The 18,888-nt window shown below is 57.1% G+C and carries 19 protein-coding genes; 5 read left to right on the plus strand and 14 right to left on the minus strand.

The window, feature by feature from the left end; all coding sequences use genetic code 11:
- Positions 1-12: 12 nt before the first annotated feature.
- The 8 genes from zinT to INF68_RS18070 form a co-directional block, all read right to left on the minus strand.
- Entirely contained in the window at positions 13-654 is a 642-nt protein-coding gene (gene zinT / locus INF68_RS18035) for a metal-binding protein ZinT (RefSeq protein WP_126787359.1), read from the minus strand.
- Positions 655-706: 52 nt separating this feature from the next.
- On the minus strand, positions 707-1,405 hold the full coding sequence (gene urtE / locus INF68_RS18040) for an urea ABC transporter ATP-binding subunit UrtE (RefSeq protein ID WP_126787358.1): 699 nt from the start codon (positions 1,403-1,405) through the stop codon (positions 707-709).
- A gap of 9 nt (positions 1,406-1,414) precedes the next feature.
- The gene (urtD, locus tag INF68_RS18045; RefSeq protein ID WP_126787336.1) at positions 1,415-2,212 is read right to left on the minus strand and encodes an urea ABC transporter ATP-binding protein UrtD; all 798 of its coding nucleotides are present in this window, start codon (positions 2,210-2,212) and stop codon (positions 1,415-1,417) included.
- Positions 2,212-3,285 carry an urea ABC transporter permease subunit UrtC gene (gene urtC / locus INF68_RS18050; RefSeq protein ID WP_063441508.1) on the minus strand — a complete coding sequence of 358 codons (1,074 nt, stop codon included), beginning with the start codon at positions 3,283-3,285 and terminating at the stop codon, positions 2,212-2,214. The genes urtD and urtC overlap by 1 nt, the downstream gene beginning before the upstream one ends.
- On the minus strand, positions 3,285-4,859 hold the full coding sequence (urtB, locus tag INF68_RS18055) for an urea ABC transporter permease subunit UrtB (protein WP_126787335.1): 1,575 nt from the start codon (positions 4,857-4,859) through the stop codon (positions 3,285-3,287). Before urtB ends, urtC begins: the two co-directional genes overlap by 1 nt.
- Positions 4,860-4,881: 22 nt before the next feature.
- Complete coding sequence (gene urtA, locus INF68_RS18060; protein WP_023311766.1) at positions 4,882-6,153, minus strand: urea ABC transporter substrate-binding protein; 1,272 nt, start codon at positions 6,151-6,153, stop codon at positions 4,882-4,884.
- 202 nt (positions 6,154-6,355) lie between these two features.
- Complete coding sequence (locus INF68_RS18065; protein ID WP_126787334.1) at positions 6,356-7,459, minus strand: cobalamin-independent methionine synthase II family protein; 1,104 nt, start codon at positions 7,457-7,459, stop codon at positions 6,356-6,358.
- Positions 7,460-7,615: 156 nt separating this feature from the next.
- Positions 7,616-8,029, minus strand: a complete 414-nt coding sequence (locus INF68_RS18070; protein WP_126787333.1) for a rhodanese-like domain-containing protein — start codon at positions 8,027-8,029, stop codon at positions 7,616-7,618.
- 73 nt (positions 8,030-8,102) lie between these two features.
- Here INF68_RS18070 and ftrA point away from each other — a divergent pair, with 73 nt between their 5' ends.
- Together ftrA and INF68_RS18080 are read left to right on the plus strand one after the other, a co-directional pair.
- On the plus strand, positions 8,103-9,110 hold the full coding sequence (ftrA, locus tag INF68_RS18075) for a transcriptional regulator FtrA (protein WP_126787332.1): 1,008 nt from the start codon (positions 8,103-8,105) through the stop codon (positions 9,108-9,110).
- 40 nt (positions 9,111-9,150) lie between these two features.
- On the plus strand, positions 9,151-9,687 hold the full coding sequence (locus INF68_RS18080; protein WP_126787331.1) for a dihydrofolate reductase family protein: 537 nt from the start codon (positions 9,151-9,153) through the stop codon (positions 9,685-9,687).
- Between the two features lie 163 nt (positions 9,688-9,850).
- Here INF68_RS18080 and INF68_RS18085 read toward each other — a convergent pair whose 3' ends face one another.
- Positions 9,851-10,213: a hypothetical protein gene (locus INF68_RS18085; protein ID WP_109844188.1), complete on the minus strand. Its 363-nt coding sequence runs from the start codon at positions 10,211-10,213 to the stop codon at positions 9,851-9,853.
- A 243-nt stretch (positions 10,214-10,456) separates the two neighbouring features.
- On the opposite strand from INF68_RS18085, the gene INF68_RS18090 reads away from it, so the two are divergent.
- Positions 10,457-10,687 (plus strand): DUF2554 family protein, encoded by a 231-nt coding sequence (locus INF68_RS18090; protein ID WP_109844220.1) that lies wholly within the window; start codon positions 10,457-10,459, stop codon positions 10,685-10,687.
- Here the strand turns inward: INF68_RS18090 and INF68_RS18095 are convergent, their stop codons facing one another.
- Positions 10,688-12,652 carry a U32 family peptidase gene (locus INF68_RS18095; RefSeq protein ID WP_193525384.1) on the minus strand — a complete coding sequence of 655 codons (1,965 nt, stop codon included), beginning with the start codon at positions 12,650-12,652 and terminating at the stop codon, positions 10,688-10,690. It abuts the gene before it with no gap.
- An 80-nt stretch (positions 12,653-12,732) separates the two neighbouring features.
- On the minus strand, positions 12,733-13,260 hold the full coding sequence (locus tag INF68_RS18100) for a helix-turn-helix domain-containing protein (RefSeq protein WP_126787330.1): 528 nt from the start codon (positions 13,258-13,260) through the stop codon (positions 12,733-12,735).
- 92 nt (positions 13,261-13,352) lie between these two features.
- On the opposite strand from INF68_RS18100, the gene INF68_RS18105 reads away from it, so the two are divergent.
- Positions 13,353-14,519, plus strand: coding sequence for a benzoate/H(+) symporter BenE family transporter (locus tag INF68_RS18105; RefSeq protein WP_126787329.1), 1,167 nt, complete (start codon positions 13,353-13,355; stop codon positions 14,517-14,519).
- Here the strand turns inward: INF68_RS18105 and INF68_RS18110 are convergent.
- Positions 14,499-15,371: a helix-turn-helix transcriptional regulator gene (locus INF68_RS18110; protein WP_032657103.1), complete on the minus strand. Its 873-nt coding sequence runs from the start codon at positions 15,369-15,371 to the stop codon at positions 14,499-14,501. The two genes, INF68_RS18105 and INF68_RS18110, sit on opposite strands and share 21 nt — an antisense overlap.
- 174 nt (positions 15,372-15,545) lie before the next feature.
- Between INF68_RS18110 and INF68_RS18115 the strand changes: the two genes are divergently transcribed.
- Positions 15,546-16,442, plus strand: coding sequence for a DMT family transporter (locus INF68_RS18115; protein ID WP_126787328.1), 897 nt, complete (start codon positions 15,546-15,548; stop codon positions 16,440-16,442).
- Positions 16,443-16,476: 34 nt separating this feature from the next.
- On the opposite strand, the gene INF68_RS18120 is transcribed toward INF68_RS18115, so the two are convergent.
- On the minus strand, positions 16,477-17,151 hold the full coding sequence (locus INF68_RS18120; protein ID WP_033145514.1) for a DUF3313 domain-containing protein: 675 nt from the start codon (positions 17,149-17,151) through the stop codon (positions 16,477-16,479).
- Between the two features lie 134 nt (positions 17,152-17,285).
- Positions 17,286-18,881 carry an ABC transporter substrate-binding protein gene (locus INF68_RS18125; RefSeq protein ID WP_126787357.1) on the minus strand — a complete coding sequence of 532 codons (1,596 nt, stop codon included), beginning with the start codon at positions 18,879-18,881 and terminating at the stop codon, positions 17,286-17,288.
- Positions 18,882-18,888: the final 7 nt, after the last annotated feature.

The raw sequence follows: 18,888 nt of genomic DNA on the forward strand, positions 1-18,888 counted from the left end.
GGCAATAAAGCATCAGTGGTGCAGCATTTCTTCTACCACCTGCTCTTTGTACATCTCATTCGGATAATAGGTCGGCCAGTTATCCATCTCTTTCAGCAGCGCCTCGTGGGAGGTGTTGCCCATGAAAATATGGAAATGGGAAGAGGCCTTCGGGGCGATGGTGTGGTCGCTGAACTGAACAAACTTCGGTGCCTTGCTGCCGGCATCCTTACACTCAAACAGGTAGCGAACGCCTTTTTTGCCCGATGCGTAGGTCAGTATTTTGTAGCCGCTGTAATCATACTGACAGCGGCTGACCGCTTTGCCCTTATGAAATTCCATCACGTTATTTTCGATGCCGATGGCATCCACGTCCGTCGCATAGCCCGTGCGGTAGTACGCTTTCACCTCGTCAAAGGTTTTGCTTTTGTCTTTCTGCGCTTTCTGTTTAAACACCGGATCCAGAGAGCCGTCCAGCAGGAACGGATAGACCGACTGCCAGGTCCCGTCCCAGTCTGACAGCGCTCTGTCCTTGACGTCTTTATCCTCAAACACTCCGTTTGCCGCCCTCTGTTCCGCTTCGGTCATCTGATGGCCGTGCGAGTGAGCAAACAGCTGTCCGCTGACCAGCAGCGCCCCCAGAGTCATGGCAAATTTCCCAATATGTGCAGCCAACATAACACCCTCATTCCGTTTTGTAAGAATGCGGATGTTATATTATAACATTTTAAATCGCAACCAGCCCGCGAACGCCCTCCTGCTCCATGTTTTCACCCCGCCCGCGCTGGATAATGGTACCGCGCGACATTAGCAGATAGCTGTCGGCCAGCTCGGCGGCAAAGTCGTAAAACTGTTCAACAAGCAGGATCGCCATGTCGCCTCTGTTCGCCAGGGTTCGGATCACATGACCAATTTCCTTTATGACAGAAGGCTGTATGCCTTCCGTCGGCTCGTCCAGTATCAGCAGCTGCGGACGGCTCGCCAGCGCGCGGCCAATCGCCAGCTGCTGCTGCTGTCCACCGGAGAGATCGCCCCCGCGGCGATGCTTCATCTCTTTAAGGACTGGAAACAGCTGCCAGATCTCATCCGGTACCTGCTTCGCCTCGCGGGCGGAAAATCGTGATAGCCCCAGCAGGAGGTTCTCCTCCACGGTCAGGCGCGGGAAAATCTCGCGGCCCTGCGGGACGTAAGCCACGCCAGACTGCACCCGCTGGTGCGGCCTGCTGTGGGTGATCGTTTTACCCTGCCAGATGACCTCCCCGGTTTTCGCCGGGATCAGCCCCATCAGACACTTCAGCAGCGTGGTTTTCCCGACGCCGTTGCGCCCCAGCAGGCAGGTGACTTCTCCGGTGACGGCCTCAAAACTCACGCCGCGCAGGATATGGCTGCCGCCGTAATACTGATTCAGTTCGTTAACCTGTAACATCATCGCTCCTTAGCGCCCCAGATAGACCTCAATCACCTGCTCGTTGGCCTGCACCTCGCGAAGCGAACCTTCCGCCAACACGCGTCCCTGATGCAGCACCGTGACGTGGTCGGCGATAGTCTCAACAAAGCCCATATCGTGCTCCACCACCATCAGGGAATGCTTACCCGCCAGCGTTTTGAACAGCTCGGCGGTGTATTCGGTTTCCGCGTCGGTCATCCCAGCGGCCGGTTCATCCAGCAGCAGCAGGTGCGGATCCTGAACCAGCAGCATACCGATCTCCAGAAACTGTTTTTGCCCGTGCGAAAGCAGCCCGGCGCGGCGGTCGCGCTCGCTGCTAAGGCGCAGCAAAACCAGCATCTCATCAATGCGGTCGCGCTGCTCACCGCTGAGTTTTGCCCGCAGGCTCGCCCAGACGGATTTATCGGTTTTCATGGCGATCTCCAGGTTTTCCCACACCGTCAGCGCTTCAAAAACCGTGGGCTTCTGGAATTTACGCCCGATCCCCTGGCGGGCAATGGCCGCAGGCTCCAGCGCGGTCAGGTCGATGGACTGATCGTAAATCGCGCTGCCGCTCTTTGGCCGAGTTTTACCTGTGATAACGTCCATCAGCGTGGTTTTACCGGCGCCGTTAGGGCCAATCACACAGCGCAGCTCGCCCACGCCGATATTCAGCGAGAGATCGGTCAGGGCCTGAAACCCATCAAAATTGACGTTAATGGCCTCAAGCTGCAGCACCGGGTCGGTCTGTTCACGGTAACGATCGCCCGGCAACTGGCGGGTAAATAACCCTTCGGCTGGCTGCATTATTTGTCTCCCTTTCGAAACAGACCGTAGACGCCGCGCGGTAAAAACAGCGTGACGGCGATGAAAATCAGCCCCAGGAACAGCTGCCAGTATTCCGGCATCGCGACGGTGAAGAAACTCTTGGCGCCGTTTACCAGCGCCGCGCCAATCACCGGCCCGACCAGCGTGCCGCGCCCGCCCAGCGCCACCCAGATCGCGGCTTCAATCGAGTTGGTCGGCGACATTTCACCGGGGTTGATAATGCCCACCTGCGGGACGTACAGCGCCCCCGCCAGGCCGCACAGCACGGCAGAAAGCGTCCATACCAGCAGCTTGAACCCGCGCGGGTCATAGCCGCAAAACGTCAGGCGGTTTTCTGCGTCGCGAACGGCGGTCAGGATGCGGCCAAACTTGCTCTTCGCCAGGGCAAATCCGGTGCCCAACGCCAGAATCAGCAACAGCACGGTCGCCAGAAACAGCGCGATACGGGTGGTCGTTTCCGTCACCGAAAACCCGAGCAGCGTGGTGAAGCCGGTAAAGCCGTTATTGCCACCAAAACCGGTTTCGTTGCGAAAGAACAGCAGCATCCCGGCATAGGTCAGCGCCTGGGTCATAATCGAGAAATAGACCCCTTTGATCTTTGAGCGGAAGGCGAACCAGCCGAACACCAGCGCCAGCAGGCCCGGTACCATCACAATCAGCACCAGCGCCCAGGCAAAATGCTGGGTTCCCCACCAGAACCACGGCAGTTCGCTCCAGGAGAGAAACGACATAAACGCGGGAAGACCGTCACCCGCGGCCTGGCGCATCAGGTACATGCCCATCGCGTAGCCGCCCAGGGCGAAGAAGATGCCGTGCCCAAGAGAGAGCATCCCGGCGTAGCCCCACACCAGATCCAGCGCCACCGCAACGATGGCATAGCAGAGGATCTTGCCAATCAGCGTCAGCATCCAGGTTGACAGCGCCAGCGGATGCGTCGCAGGCAGTAAGGCGAAAAACGGTAATATCAGCAGACACACCACCAGCAGGCTGCCTGCAAGTTGCGTTGTGCGCGGCGCTTTGCGCGCCAGCGTTAAGGTCAGCGGCTGGCTCATCAGTCAATCACCCTCCCTTTCAGCGCAAACAGCCCCTGAGGGCGTTTCTGAATAAACAGCACGATCGCCACCAGAATCACGATCTTGCCCAGCACTGCCCCCATCTGCGGTTCAAGAATTTTATTGAAAATACCCAGACCAAACGCCGCGGCCACGCTGCCTGCCAGCTGGCCTACGCCACCGAGCACGACCACGAGGAAAGAGTCGATGATGTAGCCCTGGCCCAGCTCCGGCCCGACGTTACCGAGCTGCGATAGCGCCACGCCGCCTAACCCCGCAATTCCTGAGCCAAGCCCAAACGCCAGCATATCGACGCGGCCTGTCGGTACCCCGCAGCAGGCGGCCATGCTGCGGTTCTGCGTCACCGCGCGCACGTTGAGCCCCAGACGGGTTTTATTCAGAATGAGCCAGGTAAAGAACAGCACCAGCAGCACGAAGCCCAGCACCACGATGCGGTTCCACGGCAGCGTCAGGTTGGCAAAAACCTGCACCCCGCCGGACAGCCATGCCGGGTTGGCCACCTCCAGGTTCTGGGCGCCAAACGTCATGCGCACCAGCTGGATGAGCATCAGGCTGATCCCCCACGTTGCCAGCAGCGTTTCCAGCGGGCGACCGTACAGATGGCGGATCACGGTGCGCTCCAGCACCATTCCGATGCCCGCCGTCAGGCAGAACGCCACCGGAAGCGCGATAACGGGATAGAGCGCCAGCCACTGGGGCGCAAGCCCGGCCATCGCCTGCTGCACCATCCAGGTGGCATACGCCCCCAGCATCAGCATCTCGCCGTGCGCCATATTGATAACGCCCAGCAGGCCGTAGGTGATGGCAAGCCCCAGCGCCGCCAGCAGCAGCACCGAGCCCAGGGAGAGCCCCATAAACGCCTGGCCCAGCAGATCGCCCCACATCAGTCGATGCTGGATCTGGCTCAAACTATCCTGCGCGGCAGCGCGAACCCCGGCATCCGGCTCTGTCTGTGCCTGGGTAAACGGGGTAAGTCTGGACTCCACGTCCGGATCGTCGGACTGCCCTAATAACTCGACGGCCTTGCGGCGCACCTCTGCCTGCGGGCTGGCTAGCTGGAGATTCGCCACCGCCAGTAATAGCGCCTGACGTGCCACCGCGTCCGTTTCATCGTTTACCCGCTTTTCCAGAAACGCGAGCATTCCGGGCTGGGCATCCCGTTGAAGCTGACGAGCCGCCGCCCGCCTTTCTGTGACACTGTCACTCACCAGCTGATGCGTAGCGATGGCCGTGGCGGCCAGAACCCGCAGCCGGTTGGTCAAACGAACGGCTTTGGCTGCCCCTTCGATCGACTTAGCGTCACCGAGCGACACCATTTGACCGCTGCGCTGCGCAAAGGCGTGCTTTTGACTGTCGGTATAGAGATTTTCTTTTTGCAGTGCCTGCAGCAGCGGCAGCCTCGCGGCGTCCGGCGCTGCGGCCCACTGCGTCAGCAACTCCGCCTGCTGGCTGCGGCTGGCGGCAACAAAACGATCGGCATCCGATGCCTGCGCCATCCCTGGCAGCAGTCCGGAAAGCCATACAAGAGCGATGAACATGCGCATGGCGTTCATGACGTTTCTCCCTGGTGATGGCTTAGTTGCTGGCGGTTTTCATCGGCTGGTCGGGCTTTTTGTCATTCCCGGCGATGAACGGGCTCCACGGCTGGGCGCGCACCGGCTGTTCCGTCTGCCACACCACGTTGAATTGACCGTTGCCTTCGATTTCGCCGATCATGACCGGCTTATGCAGATGGTGGTTGGTGGCATCCATGGTGAGCGTGAAGCCTGACGGCGCCTTAAAGGACTGGCCGGCCATAGCCGCACGCACTTTATCCACGTCGGTAGTGCCCGCTTTTTCCACCGCCTGCGCCCACATATGAATCCCCACGTAAGTCGCTTCCATCGGGTCGTTGGTCACCACGGTATCGGCGTTAGGCAGCTTGTGCGCTTTGGCATAGGCTTTGTAATCCGCCACGAAGGCCTGGTTGGTCGGGTTATCCACGGATTCAAAGTAGTTCCACGCCGCGAGGTTGCCGACCAGCGGTTTGGTGTCGATCCCGCGCAGCTCTTCTTCTCCCACGGAGAACGCCACCACCGGCACGTCGGTCGCCTTCAGACCCTGGTTAGCCAGCTCTTTGTAGAACGGAACGTTGGAATCGCCGTTGATGGTCGATACCACGGCGGTTTTACCGCCCGCAGAGAATTTCTTGATGTTGGCGACGATGGTCTGGTAGTCGCTGTGACCGAACGGGGTATAAACCTCCTCGATGTCCTTATCCTCCACCCCTTTCGAATGCAGGAACGCGCGCAGGATCTTGTTGGTGGTGCGCGGATAAACATAGTCCGTGCCCAGCAGGAAGAAGCGCTTCGCCGCGCCGCCGTCTTCGCTCATCAGGTATTCCACCGCCGGGATGGCCTGCTGGTTCGGCGCCGCACCGGTATAGAAGACGTTTGGCGACATCTCTTCGCCTTCATACTGCACCGGATAGAACAGCAGACCGTTCAGCTCCTCGAAGACCGGCAGCACGGATTTGCGCGATACCGACGTCCAGCAGCCGAATACCACCGCCACTTTATCCTGACTTAACAGCTGGCGCGCCTTCTCGGCAAACAGCGGCCAGTTTGAGGCGGGATCCACCACCACCGGCTCCAGTTTTTTACCCAGCACGCCGCCTTTCGCGTTGATCTCGTCGATGGTCATCAGCGCGACGTCTTTCAGCGGCGTTTCGGAGATGGCCATGGTGCCGGAAAGAGAATGCATGATCCCCACTTTGATGGTCTCGGCCGCCTGCACGCCAAAACTCATTCCCATCGCCACGACGGACGCGGATAACGCAAAGGCTTTTAATAAGGTACGACGCTGCATATTTTCACTCCTGAAAAAGAACGCTATGCGAAAACGTCCGTTACGGCGTGGACGCGGAAAAAAATGTGTCAGCGAAGCAGGAGCAAAAAGGATGCCAGAATGGAGGAAGCGCTATTTCAGGAGGGGGAACGCAGGATGTAAAGAGAACGTCTCAGAATGGCACAGCGCTGCACTTTTATAATGCAGCGCTGTGGAAGAGGATTTACCAGACTTCGCTGGCGATCTGCGTGACCAGACGGACTTTGTCCCACTGCTGGGATTCACTCAGGCTGTTGCCCTCTTCGGTAGAGGCAAAGCCGCACTGCGGGCTGAGGCAAATTTGCTCTTTTGCCACGTATTCCGCCGCCTCTTCCAGACGAGCTTTAATCCCCTCCGGGTTCTCCAGCTCGCCGTTTTTAGTAGTGATAAGGCCGAGCACCACCTGCTGCTTGCCCGGGCGAATGAAGCGCAATGGCGCGAAATCACCGCTGCGGTCGTTATCGTATTCAAGGAAGAACGCGTCAACGTTGACCGTGCCGAACAGCACTTCCGCCACCGGCTCGTAGCCGCCTTCGGAAATCCAGGTTGAACGGAAGTTACCGCGACAGACGTGCAGGCCGATAGTAAGATCTTCCGGCTTGCCTTCCAGCGCCTTGTTCAGTACGCGGGCATAGATGCGTGCCAGCTCATCGGCATCATCGCCGCGCTCGCGGATCTGACGGCGCTGGTCGTCCGAACACAGATAGGCCCAGACGGTGTCGTCCAGCTGCAGGTAACGGCAGCCCGCGTCGTAAAATGCGCGGATGGCGTCGCGCCAGGTGGTCGCAAGATCGTCGAAATAGTCATTTAGATCCGGGTACACCGTCGCATCGATGTCTTTACGCCCGCCGCGGAAATGGAGCACGCTCGGGCTGGGAATGGTCATCTTCGGCTGAGCATTGCCGCTGATGCTTTTCAGGTAGCGGAAATCTTCAAGCATCGGATGGTCGCCAAAGCCCAGCTTGCCGGTGACGCGCACGCCGTGGGCTTTGGTTTGTACCCCGTTGAACTGAATGCCCTGCTGTGAATCGTATCGCTCAACGCCCTGCAGACCGTCAAAGAAGTCAAAGTGCCACCAGGCACGGCGGAATTCACCGTCGGTGACCACATGCAGGCCGCATGCACACTGCTGCTCAACGACGTGGCGGATGGCATCATCCTCTACCGCGCGAAGCTGTCCGGCGTCAATTTCGCCGCTGGCGAACTTCAGGCGAGCCTGTTTGATGGCATCCGGGCGTAAGAAACTGCCGACTACATCGGCGCGGTACGGGGCGTGCTGTCGTTGCATGGAAATCTCCTCAGTCTGCCGACGATAATTGCCAGCAGTGATAATTCATCATTTGAAGCTTTAGACTTCTGGATGTCTAAATGTCCAAAAACAATGTCATACCTCACTGGCACCGGCAAACGAGAAAATTTCACGGGTGTTGAAAAAAATTCATGTTCACAGCGCGACGGCGGTTTCGCTGCTGGCAAAGGCGAAATTTTCATCCTCCCATCCGGTGATCCCCCCGAGCATGATTTTGACCGGCAGCCCGAGGCGCGCAAGCTTGAGCGCGGCTCTGTCCGCGCCGTTACAGTGCGGCCCTGCGCAGTAAACGACGAACAGCGTGCCTTCAGGCCATTCGGCCATGCGCTCGGCGGTAATCTGGCTCCGCGGCAGGTGCAATGCGCCAGGTACGTGACGGCGGGCAAACTGCTCCGGGCTCCCCACTACGTGCAGCAGCACGAAGTCCTGCTCATTATTGGCGATGGCGTGATGCACATCCGCGCAGTCGGTTTCAACGCTCAGGCGGCGCAGAAAATGGGTAACGGCTTCCTGCGGCTCGGCGGCCGGAAATTCAGTAACATAGCTCATGATCCTTCCTCATCTTTGGCGTTTGTGTTAACACTACTCTATCCACAAATTCAGCCCGTGAATGCGTTCGCTTATGCCAGAAAACAGCAAAAAGATGACAAACTTAAGACAAATTGCCCGCCCGCAGGTGGTGGTGCTGGCGTATGACGGTCTGTGCACCTTTGAGTTTGGCGTAGCGGTGGAGATCTTCGGCCTGCCGCGTCCCGAGCTGGGCGACGAGTGGTATCGTTTTGCGGTGGCGAGCATGGACTGCGGTGAACTTCGGGCAACAGGCGGGATCCGCATCGTTACCGATGGTGATTTAAGCCTGCTTGCGTCTGCGGACCTGATTGTGGTTCCCGGCTGGCGGGGGATAGATTCACCGGTTCCGGACGCGCTCTGCGAGGCACTACGCCAGGCCAGCGCGCGAGGATGCCAGCTGCTCTCCATCTGCTCGGGAGTGTTTGTGCTGGCCGCAACGGGGCTATTGAACGGCCGCAAAGCCACGACGCACTGGCGCTACATTGACGCGCTAAAAGTCCTCTACCCTGACATCGACGTGGTTGAGGATGTACTCTACCAGGATGAAGGCGATATTCTGACGTCCGCTGGCAGCGCGGCGGGAATCGATCTCTGTCTGCACGTTGTGCGGCGGGATTATGGCATGGAAACCGCCAACAGCGTGGCGCGTCGGCTGGTCATTCCCCCTCACCGGGATGGTTCACAGCCACAGCAGCTGAGCCGTCCGGTAGCCCAGCTGCGGGAAAGCCAGCGTCTCGGCCAGCTGTTTGATTTTCTGCACACGCATCTTATCGAGGCGCACAGCGTCGACTCCCTCGCGCGTCGGGTCGGAATGAGCCAGCGCACCTTCCTTCGTCGCTTCGAGGCGGCAACGGGGACGACGCCCGCACGCTGGTTAATCAATGAGCGCCTGCTGAGAGCGAAAGATTATCTGGAAAGCAGCCGGTTAAGCATCGACAGCATCGCTGAACAGACCGGGTTTGGCCAGGCGTCGACACTGCGTCATCATTTTCGCCAGCAGTTCGCGCTTTCCCCGGCTCAGTATCGTAAACAATTTTCACGTCCTGGTACTGCACGCTGAGGCGTCAGTTTAAGGGCTACACTGGTACACGGAGCACCTGATGGTTACCACACACGTTTTTATCGCGGTCAGTCTTGATGGTTACATTGCCCGACAGAATGACGATATCGACTGGCTGCTGCAGCGCGACGATCCAACGGAAGATCATGGCTATGAGGCATTCATCGCGGACAAAGAGTGGATCGTGATGGGCCGGGGTAGCTATGAAAAGGTACTGACCTTTGACGCATGGCCTTACGATCGTCCCGTGCTGGTGCTCTCCCGACAGCTGGCCGGTACGCCCGTGCCTGAGGCGCTAAAGGGAAAAGTGCAGTTTTCATCCCGGACGCCAAAGGAGGTGCTGGACGATCTCGCTGCGCAGGACGTACATCGCGTCTATCTTGATGGCGGACAGGTGATACAGTCGTTCCTGCGCGAAGGACTGGTAGCCGATATGGTGATCACGACCGTACCTGTACTGCTCGGGGAGGGAAAACCGCTGTTCGGAACGTTGTCCCGGGATATTGATTTGACACTGGTATCAAGCCGCAGCTTCCCTTCGGGCCTGGTGCAGTCGCATTATCGCCTGACGCCATAACCCTATCGCGACGGTCTGCGCAAAAAAAACCGCCAAAAAATGGCGGTAAATGCTTGCATGGATAGATTTGTGTTTTGGTCTCTACGTCCCGACACTCCATGGCCGGGCAGCGGATCTCATACAACCTAACACCTGTTGTCTTAACGAACGCTAAACAACCTTATTAACCAGTATGGGTATTGATCTGCAAATAACGCATAAGGCCCTGCTCAGCGCTCTGTTTTGCATCGTCATTAATGGCTTCCAGATAAAAGGAGCGAGCGACACCATAAGGTGCTTTTTCAGAGGGATACACCGCAAACTGGAATGTTTTTCCTCTCGCCTGATGAGTGCAGTCTAATTCCCAACGCTGATCGTTCACTTTTTTGCTGGCGCAGGCAACGCTACCATAATCGCTGGTTAAATAAGAACCCACGCGAATTTCTGCAGATTGAATATATTCTGGTTCGTCATTACCTGCATAACGAACCCCTGCAGCGACTCCAACAGCCACTACCAGAAGCGCAAGCGCTATTATTTTTTTCATTTATAAATGACCTGTTCCTTAGCCTAAGATAACTATTATATAAGATTAATCCTTAATGCATACCTCCAATTGTGGACCAGAAATGGTAGTTTACAAAGATTCAGATGTTTTTAGGAACTGTCCTAACCGCTATTTCGAACGCACATTATTTGACATTTTCTTTGCGCTAATTTTAATTTTTGAATAATAACCCTAAGAAATAATCGACATGATTATTCCGCATTGTTTTTCAGCGGTGAATCCATGATTAAAAAAGGGTTATCTTTCGTCATGCTTATTTGTGCGCTGTTTTCAGGGCAGCTTATGGCCGGACACAAAGGACACGAATATTTATGGGTCAAGAATGTAGGGCATCAGCTTCGTCATGAAGCCGACTGCGATGAGTTGCGAAGCGCTGCAGAAGAGTCGGCGGAGGGTTTGCGCGAACACCACCTGTGGCAGAAGTCGCGCAAACCGGACACGCACGTTCGGTAATTAGCTGCCCTTGCGTTTTGGCAGGGTTTTCATCAGATCGTCCGGACTGACGGACGCCACAATACTGCCGGGCTGCGGCATTTTGAAGATGTGGTTTTTCATCTTACCAATCACATGCATTTCGCAGGGACGGCAGTCGAACTTGAGAGTCAGAACTTCATCGCCGTTTACCAGCTGCATGGGAGTGGCCTTCCAGCTCTTAATGTTCCCTTTCGCCTGTTTAGGACACAGGTTAAACGCAAAGCGCAGGCAGTGCTTGGTGATCATCACCGGCACATCGCCCTTCTCTTCATGCGCTTCATAAGCTGCGTCGATCAGCTGCACGCCGTGGCGATGATAGAATTCACGCGCTTTATGGTTATAAACGTTGGCCAGGAAGGATAAATGTGTCTCCGGGTATACGGGTGCAGGGACGGCTTCCGCTTTTCGGCTAGCGCGCGGATACTGTGCCAGGCGCGCGGCGTCCAGCATCTCTGCCGTTTCACGGCGGAACTGGTTAAGCAGGCTGTTTGGTACAAACAGCGCGTCCGGCAGATTCACGTCGATAGCGCGCGCGTAGTAAATCGTCTGGCCCAGCTTCGCCACGCCATCCTTCAGGCTGTTAAGCGCTTTTTCGGCGTTGTTTGCCACCTCGAAAAGACCATCGAGCGTATGCGTCACGCTAATTCCGTCTTCGCAGGTCATCGTCAGAATCAGTTGCTCTTCCCAGCCGCCCAGCTCAATATCCACGGCGATACGGCGTTCGCTGGAGGTTTTCAGCAGCGCCTGCTGCCAGTTATGATCGAGGTTACGGTTAAGGGCCGCGTTTGGCCGCGCCTTGTAGAGATCGGCGGGCATTTCATTCGGCCAGACGCGGTAACGGTTCTCGCCGGTTTTCTCGACCGTATTGGCACGGAAGCCCACGACCTCACGCTTAATCATCACGTTAAGGCCATCGCCGTTCGCCAGCGGCTCCGTCACTTCGACATCAAGGTGATCTTTCGCCACTTTCAGCACTTCGCCCACCGGTAAACCGATAAACTTCGGTGAGTCAAACGCGCCGATATCCCCTTTACGGGCGTTCACAAAATAGTCCGTGCTGCCGCGGTGGAACGTTTTGTCCGTCGACGGAATAAAGAAATGCTCGGTGCGCCCGGCCGACGCGCGCGCCAGGTCACCGCGATCGTCGATAATGGCGTCCAGCATCTGGCGATAGTGCGCGGTGATGTTCTTCACGTAGCTCATATCTTTGTAGCGCCCTTCAATCTTGAAGGAACGCACGCCCGCGTCGATCAGCGCGCCCAGGTTGGCCGTCTGATCGTTATCCTTCATGGAGAGCAGGTGTTTTTCGAACGCCACGACGCGGCCCCGATCGTCTTTCAGGGTATACGGCAGACGGCAGGCCTGAGAGCAGTCGCCGCGGTTGGCGCTGCGGCCCGTCAGCGCGTGGGAAATATTGCACTGACCGGAGTAAGCGACGCACAGCGCACCGTGGATAAAGAATTCAATCGTCGCGTCTGTCGCCTGGTGAATATCGCGGATCTGATTCAGGTTCAGCTCGCGCGCCAGAACGATCTGCGAAAAGCCGACGTCGGAGAGAAACTTCGCCTTCTCGACCGTGCGGATATCGCACTGGGTACTGGCATGCAGTTCAATGGGCGGAATATCCAGCTCCAGAACGCCCATGTCCTGAACGATCAGGGCATCCACCCCGGCCTGGTAGAGATCGGTAATCAGACGTTGCGCAGGCTCAAGCTCATCATCATGCAGAATGGTGTTCAGGGTCACGAACACTTTCGCCCCGAAACGGTGGGCGAACGGCACCAGTTCAGCAATATCGCTCAGGCTGTTGCTGGCGTTATGGCGGGCACCGAAGCCTGGGCCGCCAATGTAGACGGCATCAGCACCATGAAGGATCGCTTCACGGGCAATGGCGGCGTCGCGGGCCGGGCTTAAAAGTTCAAGATGATGGGATTGCAGGCGCATACTTCGTCGTTATCCGTTATGGTCAAAATGGCGGCTATTGTAGTCAGAAGTATGCGTCAGCGAAACAGTTTTGCGTAGCGTCAGCGGGGATAATGAATCAGGGAGTGAAAATGCACCGTCCGGTCGCTGCTGTTGCGGTAGGCGTGCGGTTTATCGCCGGCGAAACGGACGCCCGAATCGGCAGAAATCGTCTGCCACGTGCCGTCAATCTTCATTTCCAGCTCGCCGCTGACCACCACCACATGTTCAATCACCCCGGCCTCATGCGGCGTGGATTCACTCAGCGCGCCGGGTGCCAGCGTGATGGAGAAATAATCAAACCCGAGCGTCTCGTCCCACGGAAAGAGCGGCTTGACGACCATCGCATGCTGCTGCGGGTCAAACACCGCCTGCCGGTCCGCCTCTGGCGTGATGAACGCGGAAAACGGCACGTTCAGCCCGGTGGCTATTTTCCACAGCGTCGACACCGTCGGGCTGGATTCATTGCGCTCGATTTGCCCCAGCATCGCTTTTGACACGCCGGTCTCGTCCGCGAGCTTCGATAAACTCCAGCCGCGCGTCTGGCGCAGCGTTTTCAGCGTTGTTGCAAGGTGTAGTGTGATGTCCATGGTCCCTCCTGATGGCGATCAGCATACCACTTGTACGCTATAGCGCACAGTGTTACCTTATATCGGACGTTATAACGCACAAAGGAGTTTTCATGCGCCCTTCCTCTCACCTTGTTCCAGTCGCCCTTGCTGGATTTGTCGCCGTGCTGGTCGGTTACGCCAGCTCGGCCGCCATCATCTGGCAGGCCGCCGCGGCGGCTGGTGCCAGCGCACAGCAGATCGCAGGCTGGATGACCGCGCTGGGGATTGGGATGGGCGTCAGCACGCTGGCGATTTCCTGGTGGTACAAAGCGCCGGTGCTGACCGCCTGGTCAACGCCCGGCGCGGCGCTGCTCGTCACCAGCCTGCAAGGCGTAACGCTGGCCGAAACGATCGGCGTGTTCATCTTTGCTAACGCGCTCATTTTACTTTGCGGCATCACCGGGCTCTTCGCCCGTCTGATGAGGCTGATCCCCCATTCGCTTGCTGCCGCCATGCTGGCAGGCGTGTTGCTGCAGTTTGGCCTGCACGCGTTTGCGCATCTTGAGGGTCACTTTCTGCTGTGCGGCAGCATGATTGCGGCGTGGCTGATCGCAAAAGCGCTGGCGCCGCGCTACGCCATCGTGGTCACGCTGCTGGTCGGCGGTATCGTGGCATGGGCGGGCGGTGACGTTGTCACTGATAAGCTCACGCTCTCGCTTGTGATGCCCGAGTTTATTGCGCCCAGGTTCACCTTCACCAGCCTGGTGAGTATTGGCGTGCCCTTCTTCCTGGTAACCATGGCCTCGCAAAACGCGCCGGGGTTCGCCACGATGAAAGCATCCGGTTACCCGCTGGCGGTCTCGCCGCTCATCATCGTTACGGGAGCGCTGGCGCTGCTGTTTTCCCCTTTTGGCGTCTTTTCTATCTGTATCGCGGCCATTACTGCCGCCATTTGTCAAAGCCCGGATGCGCATCCGGATGCCGGTAAACGCTGGCTGGCGGCCATCGCAGCCGGAGGGTTTTATCTGCTGGCGGGGATTTTCGGCGGCTCGATTACCGGGCTGATGGCCGCTCTGCCGCTCAGCTGGATCCAGACGCTGGCCGGTCTGGCGCTACTGGGCACCATCAGCGGGAGTTTATATCAGGCACTGAGCCACGAGGCGGAGCGCGACGCGGCCATCGTCACGTTCCTGATGACCGCGAGCGGCGTCACGATCCTCGGGATCGGTTCGGCATTCTGGGGGCTAGTGCTGGGCGGCATGTGCTATGCCCTGTTTTCACGCGCTCGCCGCGCGTAGCTGCGAAGGCGTCATGCCCGTCGCGCTGCGAAAGCGGTTGCTGAAGTGGCTGGCGGAGTTAAACCCGCAGGCAAGGGCGATGTCCGTTAGCGGCGTCGCCGTGTTCTGCACAAGGGCCTTCGCTTTTTCCATTCGCCTCTGCATCACGTACTGATGCGGCGCCAGCCCCGTCGACTGGCGGAACATGCGGGCAAAATGGTATTCGCTGAGGGCGGCCTGCGCCGCCAGTTCAGCCAGCGTCAGAGGTTGCCCGAGGTTCTCTTCGATAAAGGCCAGCACGTTACGCAGTACGAATGGCGATAGCCCGCCGGTGACGACCGGCAGCTTCCACTGAACGTTAGAGTAGTTTTGCAGCAGATGGGTCAGGAGCAGCGTAGAGGCCGTGCTAAGGGTGAGCTGGTTAGCGTGCTGCTGCCAGTCGCAGCCGAGCAAAAACTGGCGATACAGCGCGGTGATTTTCGGATCGCTACCAAAAATGCGCTCGTCGAGCGTCAGCGAAAGCGGGCGCTTGTCCCAGATCTTTTCCCCCACGTCGCGCAGGTGTTCATCGGTGCAGTAGAGATGCACAAACGACAGGTCATCACGGATATCCCACGTCGATTCGCTCTCTTTTGGCATCAAACAGAAGCGGTCCGGCCCCCCGCCGTTCTTCCAGCCGCCCGGCGTTTTTTGGTAGCTTTCGTAGCCGTCCGCCACGTACAGGCTCAGAGTATGATGGTTACTTTTTACCGTTATCGTATCGTGCTTGTTGTACCACGCTGCCAGCTGAATGCCCGAATTCAGCGAGACGGTTTCCCGCAGGACCGCATTCTGTTGGCAAAGCGTTTCAAAGGTATCGTAAGCGTGAGACATGACCGTAAGCGCGTGATTGACAGGAATATCAGTCTAAGAAGAGTTGTCTCCCGTTGCCAGCCCCCGGGAAAGAAAAAAGCGCAAGATTTTGCAAGTCGACCGCAAGCCGGTGAAAGCCCCTGACCGATCTCGGCGCCATACTGCGGGCTTCCGTGGTTTGAGAAGAGAAAAAGTATGAACGCATTATTATACGGACTGGTGGTGGTCATCTGGGGAACCACCTGGATTGCGATTTTCCTGCAGCAGGGTCCCGTAGCGGCGCCCGTCTCGATTTTCTGGCGTTTCGCCTTCGCCAGCCTCACGATGATGGTGGTGTTAATCGCCCTGCGCCGCCTGCGCAAGCTGGCGCTGCGGGATCACCTTTTTTGTATGCTCCAGGGATGCTGCGTTTTCTGCTTTAACTTCTGGTGTTTTTACGCCGCAGCCTCGCACATCAACACCGGGCTGGAATCGGTGATCTTTTCCATGGCCGTACTCTATAACGCCATTAACAGCTTTATTTTCTTCGGGCAGCGCCCGCCCGCGCGTTTCTGGACGGCGGCGGCACTGGGCCTGACTGGGATCGTCACCCTCTTCTGGGACGATCTGCTGGCCAGCGGCTGGAGCGCGTCGCTCCTGACCGGGATTGGCCTCTCCGCGCTCGGCACCTACGGCTTCTCGCTGGGCAACATGATCAGCATGCGTCACCAGCGCAGAGGCCTTGAAACCATGACCACCAACGCCTGGGCGATGCTCTACGGCACGCTGGTGATGGGCTGCATTGCCCTGTTCAGAGGCGACAGCTTCGCGCCAGAGTGGACCATCAGCTACATTGGCGCGCTGCTCTATCTGGCTGTATTTGGTTCGGTGATTGCGTTTGGCGCCTATTTCACGCTGGTGGGACGCATCGGTCCGGGCAAAGCGGCCTACAGTACGCTGCTCTTCCCGCTGGTGGCGCTGACCATCTCCACGGTGTATGAAGGCTACGTCTGGCATATCAACGGTATCGTGGGATTAGTGCTGATTCTGGGGGGAAATATGGTGATGTTTACCAAACCAGAAACCTGGTTCAGACGCTTACGAATGGCGTAAATAAAAAGGCCTGCATTACGCAGGCCGTTTTATTTTATTTCGCGGTCTTTTTCACATCAAACATGGTGGCGTCCGTCGCCATGTCATCAACTACCTGCTTCAGCGTCGCAAAGGTCATAGGCGTACTTTCGTTGTTCAGATCTTTACCTTCGCCTTTACGCACCACCTTCATGACCGGTTTGTTGGTGGCCGCATCGATCAGCTCGCCTTCAAAGAAGAGATGCGTATCCATGGTGCGATGTCCGGTTGCCATCTGCGTACCCGCTACTACCAGCGCGACCGGCACCACTTCATAGAACTGCAGACCTTCTTTCTGCGAACTCACCCCGGTAATTGCACCGCGGAAAATCAGGCTGTGTTTACCCGGCGTGGTCACAACTGGCTTGCGGGTACCAATAGCAGTTTTCATTTTGTTATTGGTGTAATTCAACAGCTCATCAAGCGTTTTTTGACCAATTTGAGTGGTCGGTTTAGGTGCAGGATAATAAGTAATCGGCGTCCAGAGAATACTGTCGTAATTAGCTTCGTTATAAGAAGGATCAACCCAACGCAGCGTTGGTTTTCCCGTCGCAGACGTCGTCTGCTGCAAGCCTGAATAGTCTTTTAAAAAGCCAGAATATTGTTCGGGAGCCGCGACTTTTGAAGAACAGCCCGCCAACGCCAACAGACCAGTAAGCACTGCAACTTTAAAAAAAGTTTGAGTACGCATGATAGTTTTCCATGTTATCTGCAAGTATGCATTTGAAGTTATAGCAAAAGACCGACGGGTTTGTTGTGACAAAAAATGATGCGGAGAGCACAAATTGCGAAAAGACTGCCCGGAAGCGTGCCGGGCAGTAAAAATTACTGATTTATATCCAGTTGCCAGAACAGATGTTTGCCAAACGGGTCAATTTCATAGCCCGTCACCTCCTTGCGCACCGGTTCGAAAATGGTTGAATGCGCAATCATCACCGCCGGCATTTGATCATGCATCATTTGCTGAGCCTCTTTATACAGCGACACGCGTTTATCGCGATCGGTGGTTGATTTTGCTTCCGCAATAATTTTATCGAAGGGCTTGTAGCACCATTTCGCCGAATTTGAGCCACCGTTTGCCGAGGTACAGGTAAATAGCGGACCAAAAAAGTTGTCGGGATCGCCCGTTGCGGTCGTCCAGCCCATCAGCGCGGCCTGGTGTTCCCCGCCCTTCACGCGCTTAAGGTATTCGCCCCACTCGTAGGTGACGATTTTGGTCTGTACGCCGATTTTCGCCCAGTCGGCCTGAATCATCTCCGCCATGCGTTTCGCATTCGGATTGTACGGACGCTGCACCGGCATCGCCCACAGGTCGACGCTCACGCCGTTGGCAAAACCGGCCTCTTTCAGCAGCGCTTTCGCCTTTTCAGGATCGTAATCGTAATCCTTAAGCTCGCTGTCTGCGCTCCAGACGCCCGGCGGCAGCAGGTTCTTCGCCGCAGTGCCGGTGCCGTGGAAAACCGCATCAATAATGGCAGGTTTATTGATGGCCATCGCCAGCGCCTGACGGACTTTAACGTTATCCAGCGGCGGCTTTTGGGTATTGAACGCCAGAAAGCCGGTATTCAGTCCGGCTTTGCTCATCAGGTTGATGTCTTTGTTCGCCTTCATGCGCGGCAGGTCCGCCGGGTTCGGGAACGGCATCACCTGACATTCGTTCTTCTCAATTTTGGCAAACCGCACGGAGGCATCCGGTGTAATGCTAAACACCAGCCGATCCAGCTTCGATTTCCCCTGCCAGTAGTCGTCGAAAGCCGTAAACAGGATCCGCGAATCCTTCTGATACTGCGCCAGCTTAAACGGCCCGGTGCCTATAGGCTCCATATCCACCTTCTCCGGCGTGCCCGCTTTGAGCATCGCGTCGGCATACTCCGCGGACAGGATGGAGGCAAAATACCATGCCAGATCGGCGACAAACGGCGCTTCCGGGTGCGCCAGGGTAAAGCGCACGGTGTGGTCATCAACCTTATCAATGCCGGTAATCAGGCTGCCGAACTCCAGACTTTCGAAGTTAGAGTAGCTGCCGTTAGAGACGTTGTGATACGGATGATTCACGTCTTTCTGGCGCATAAATGAGAAAATCACATCGTCTGCGTTAAGGTCGCGGGTCGGCGTGAAGGATTTATTGCTCTGGAATTTAACGCCCTTACGCAGATGGAAGGTATAAACCTTGCCGTCGTCGCTCACCTCCCAGCGCTCCGCCAGGCTTGGCACCAGCTCCGTGGTGCCGGGTTTGAAATCAACCAGCCGGTTATAGACCGGCACGGCGCTGGCGTCCACGCTGGTTCCCGAGGTGTATAGCTGAGGATTAAAGTTTTCAGGCGATCCTTCGGAGCAATACACCAGCGTTTTCGCGGCAACGGTGGAACTGACCGTGAGTGCAGCAAGCGCCAGCGCTAAAGTTGTGAGTTTGCTTTTCATCATTTAT

It is taken from the genome of Enterobacter cloacae complex sp. P16RS2, from assembly GCF_014982155.1.
GTDB classification, from domain to species: Bacteria; Pseudomonadota; Gammaproteobacteria; order Enterobacterales; family Enterobacteriaceae; genus Enterobacter; species Enterobacter cloacae_M.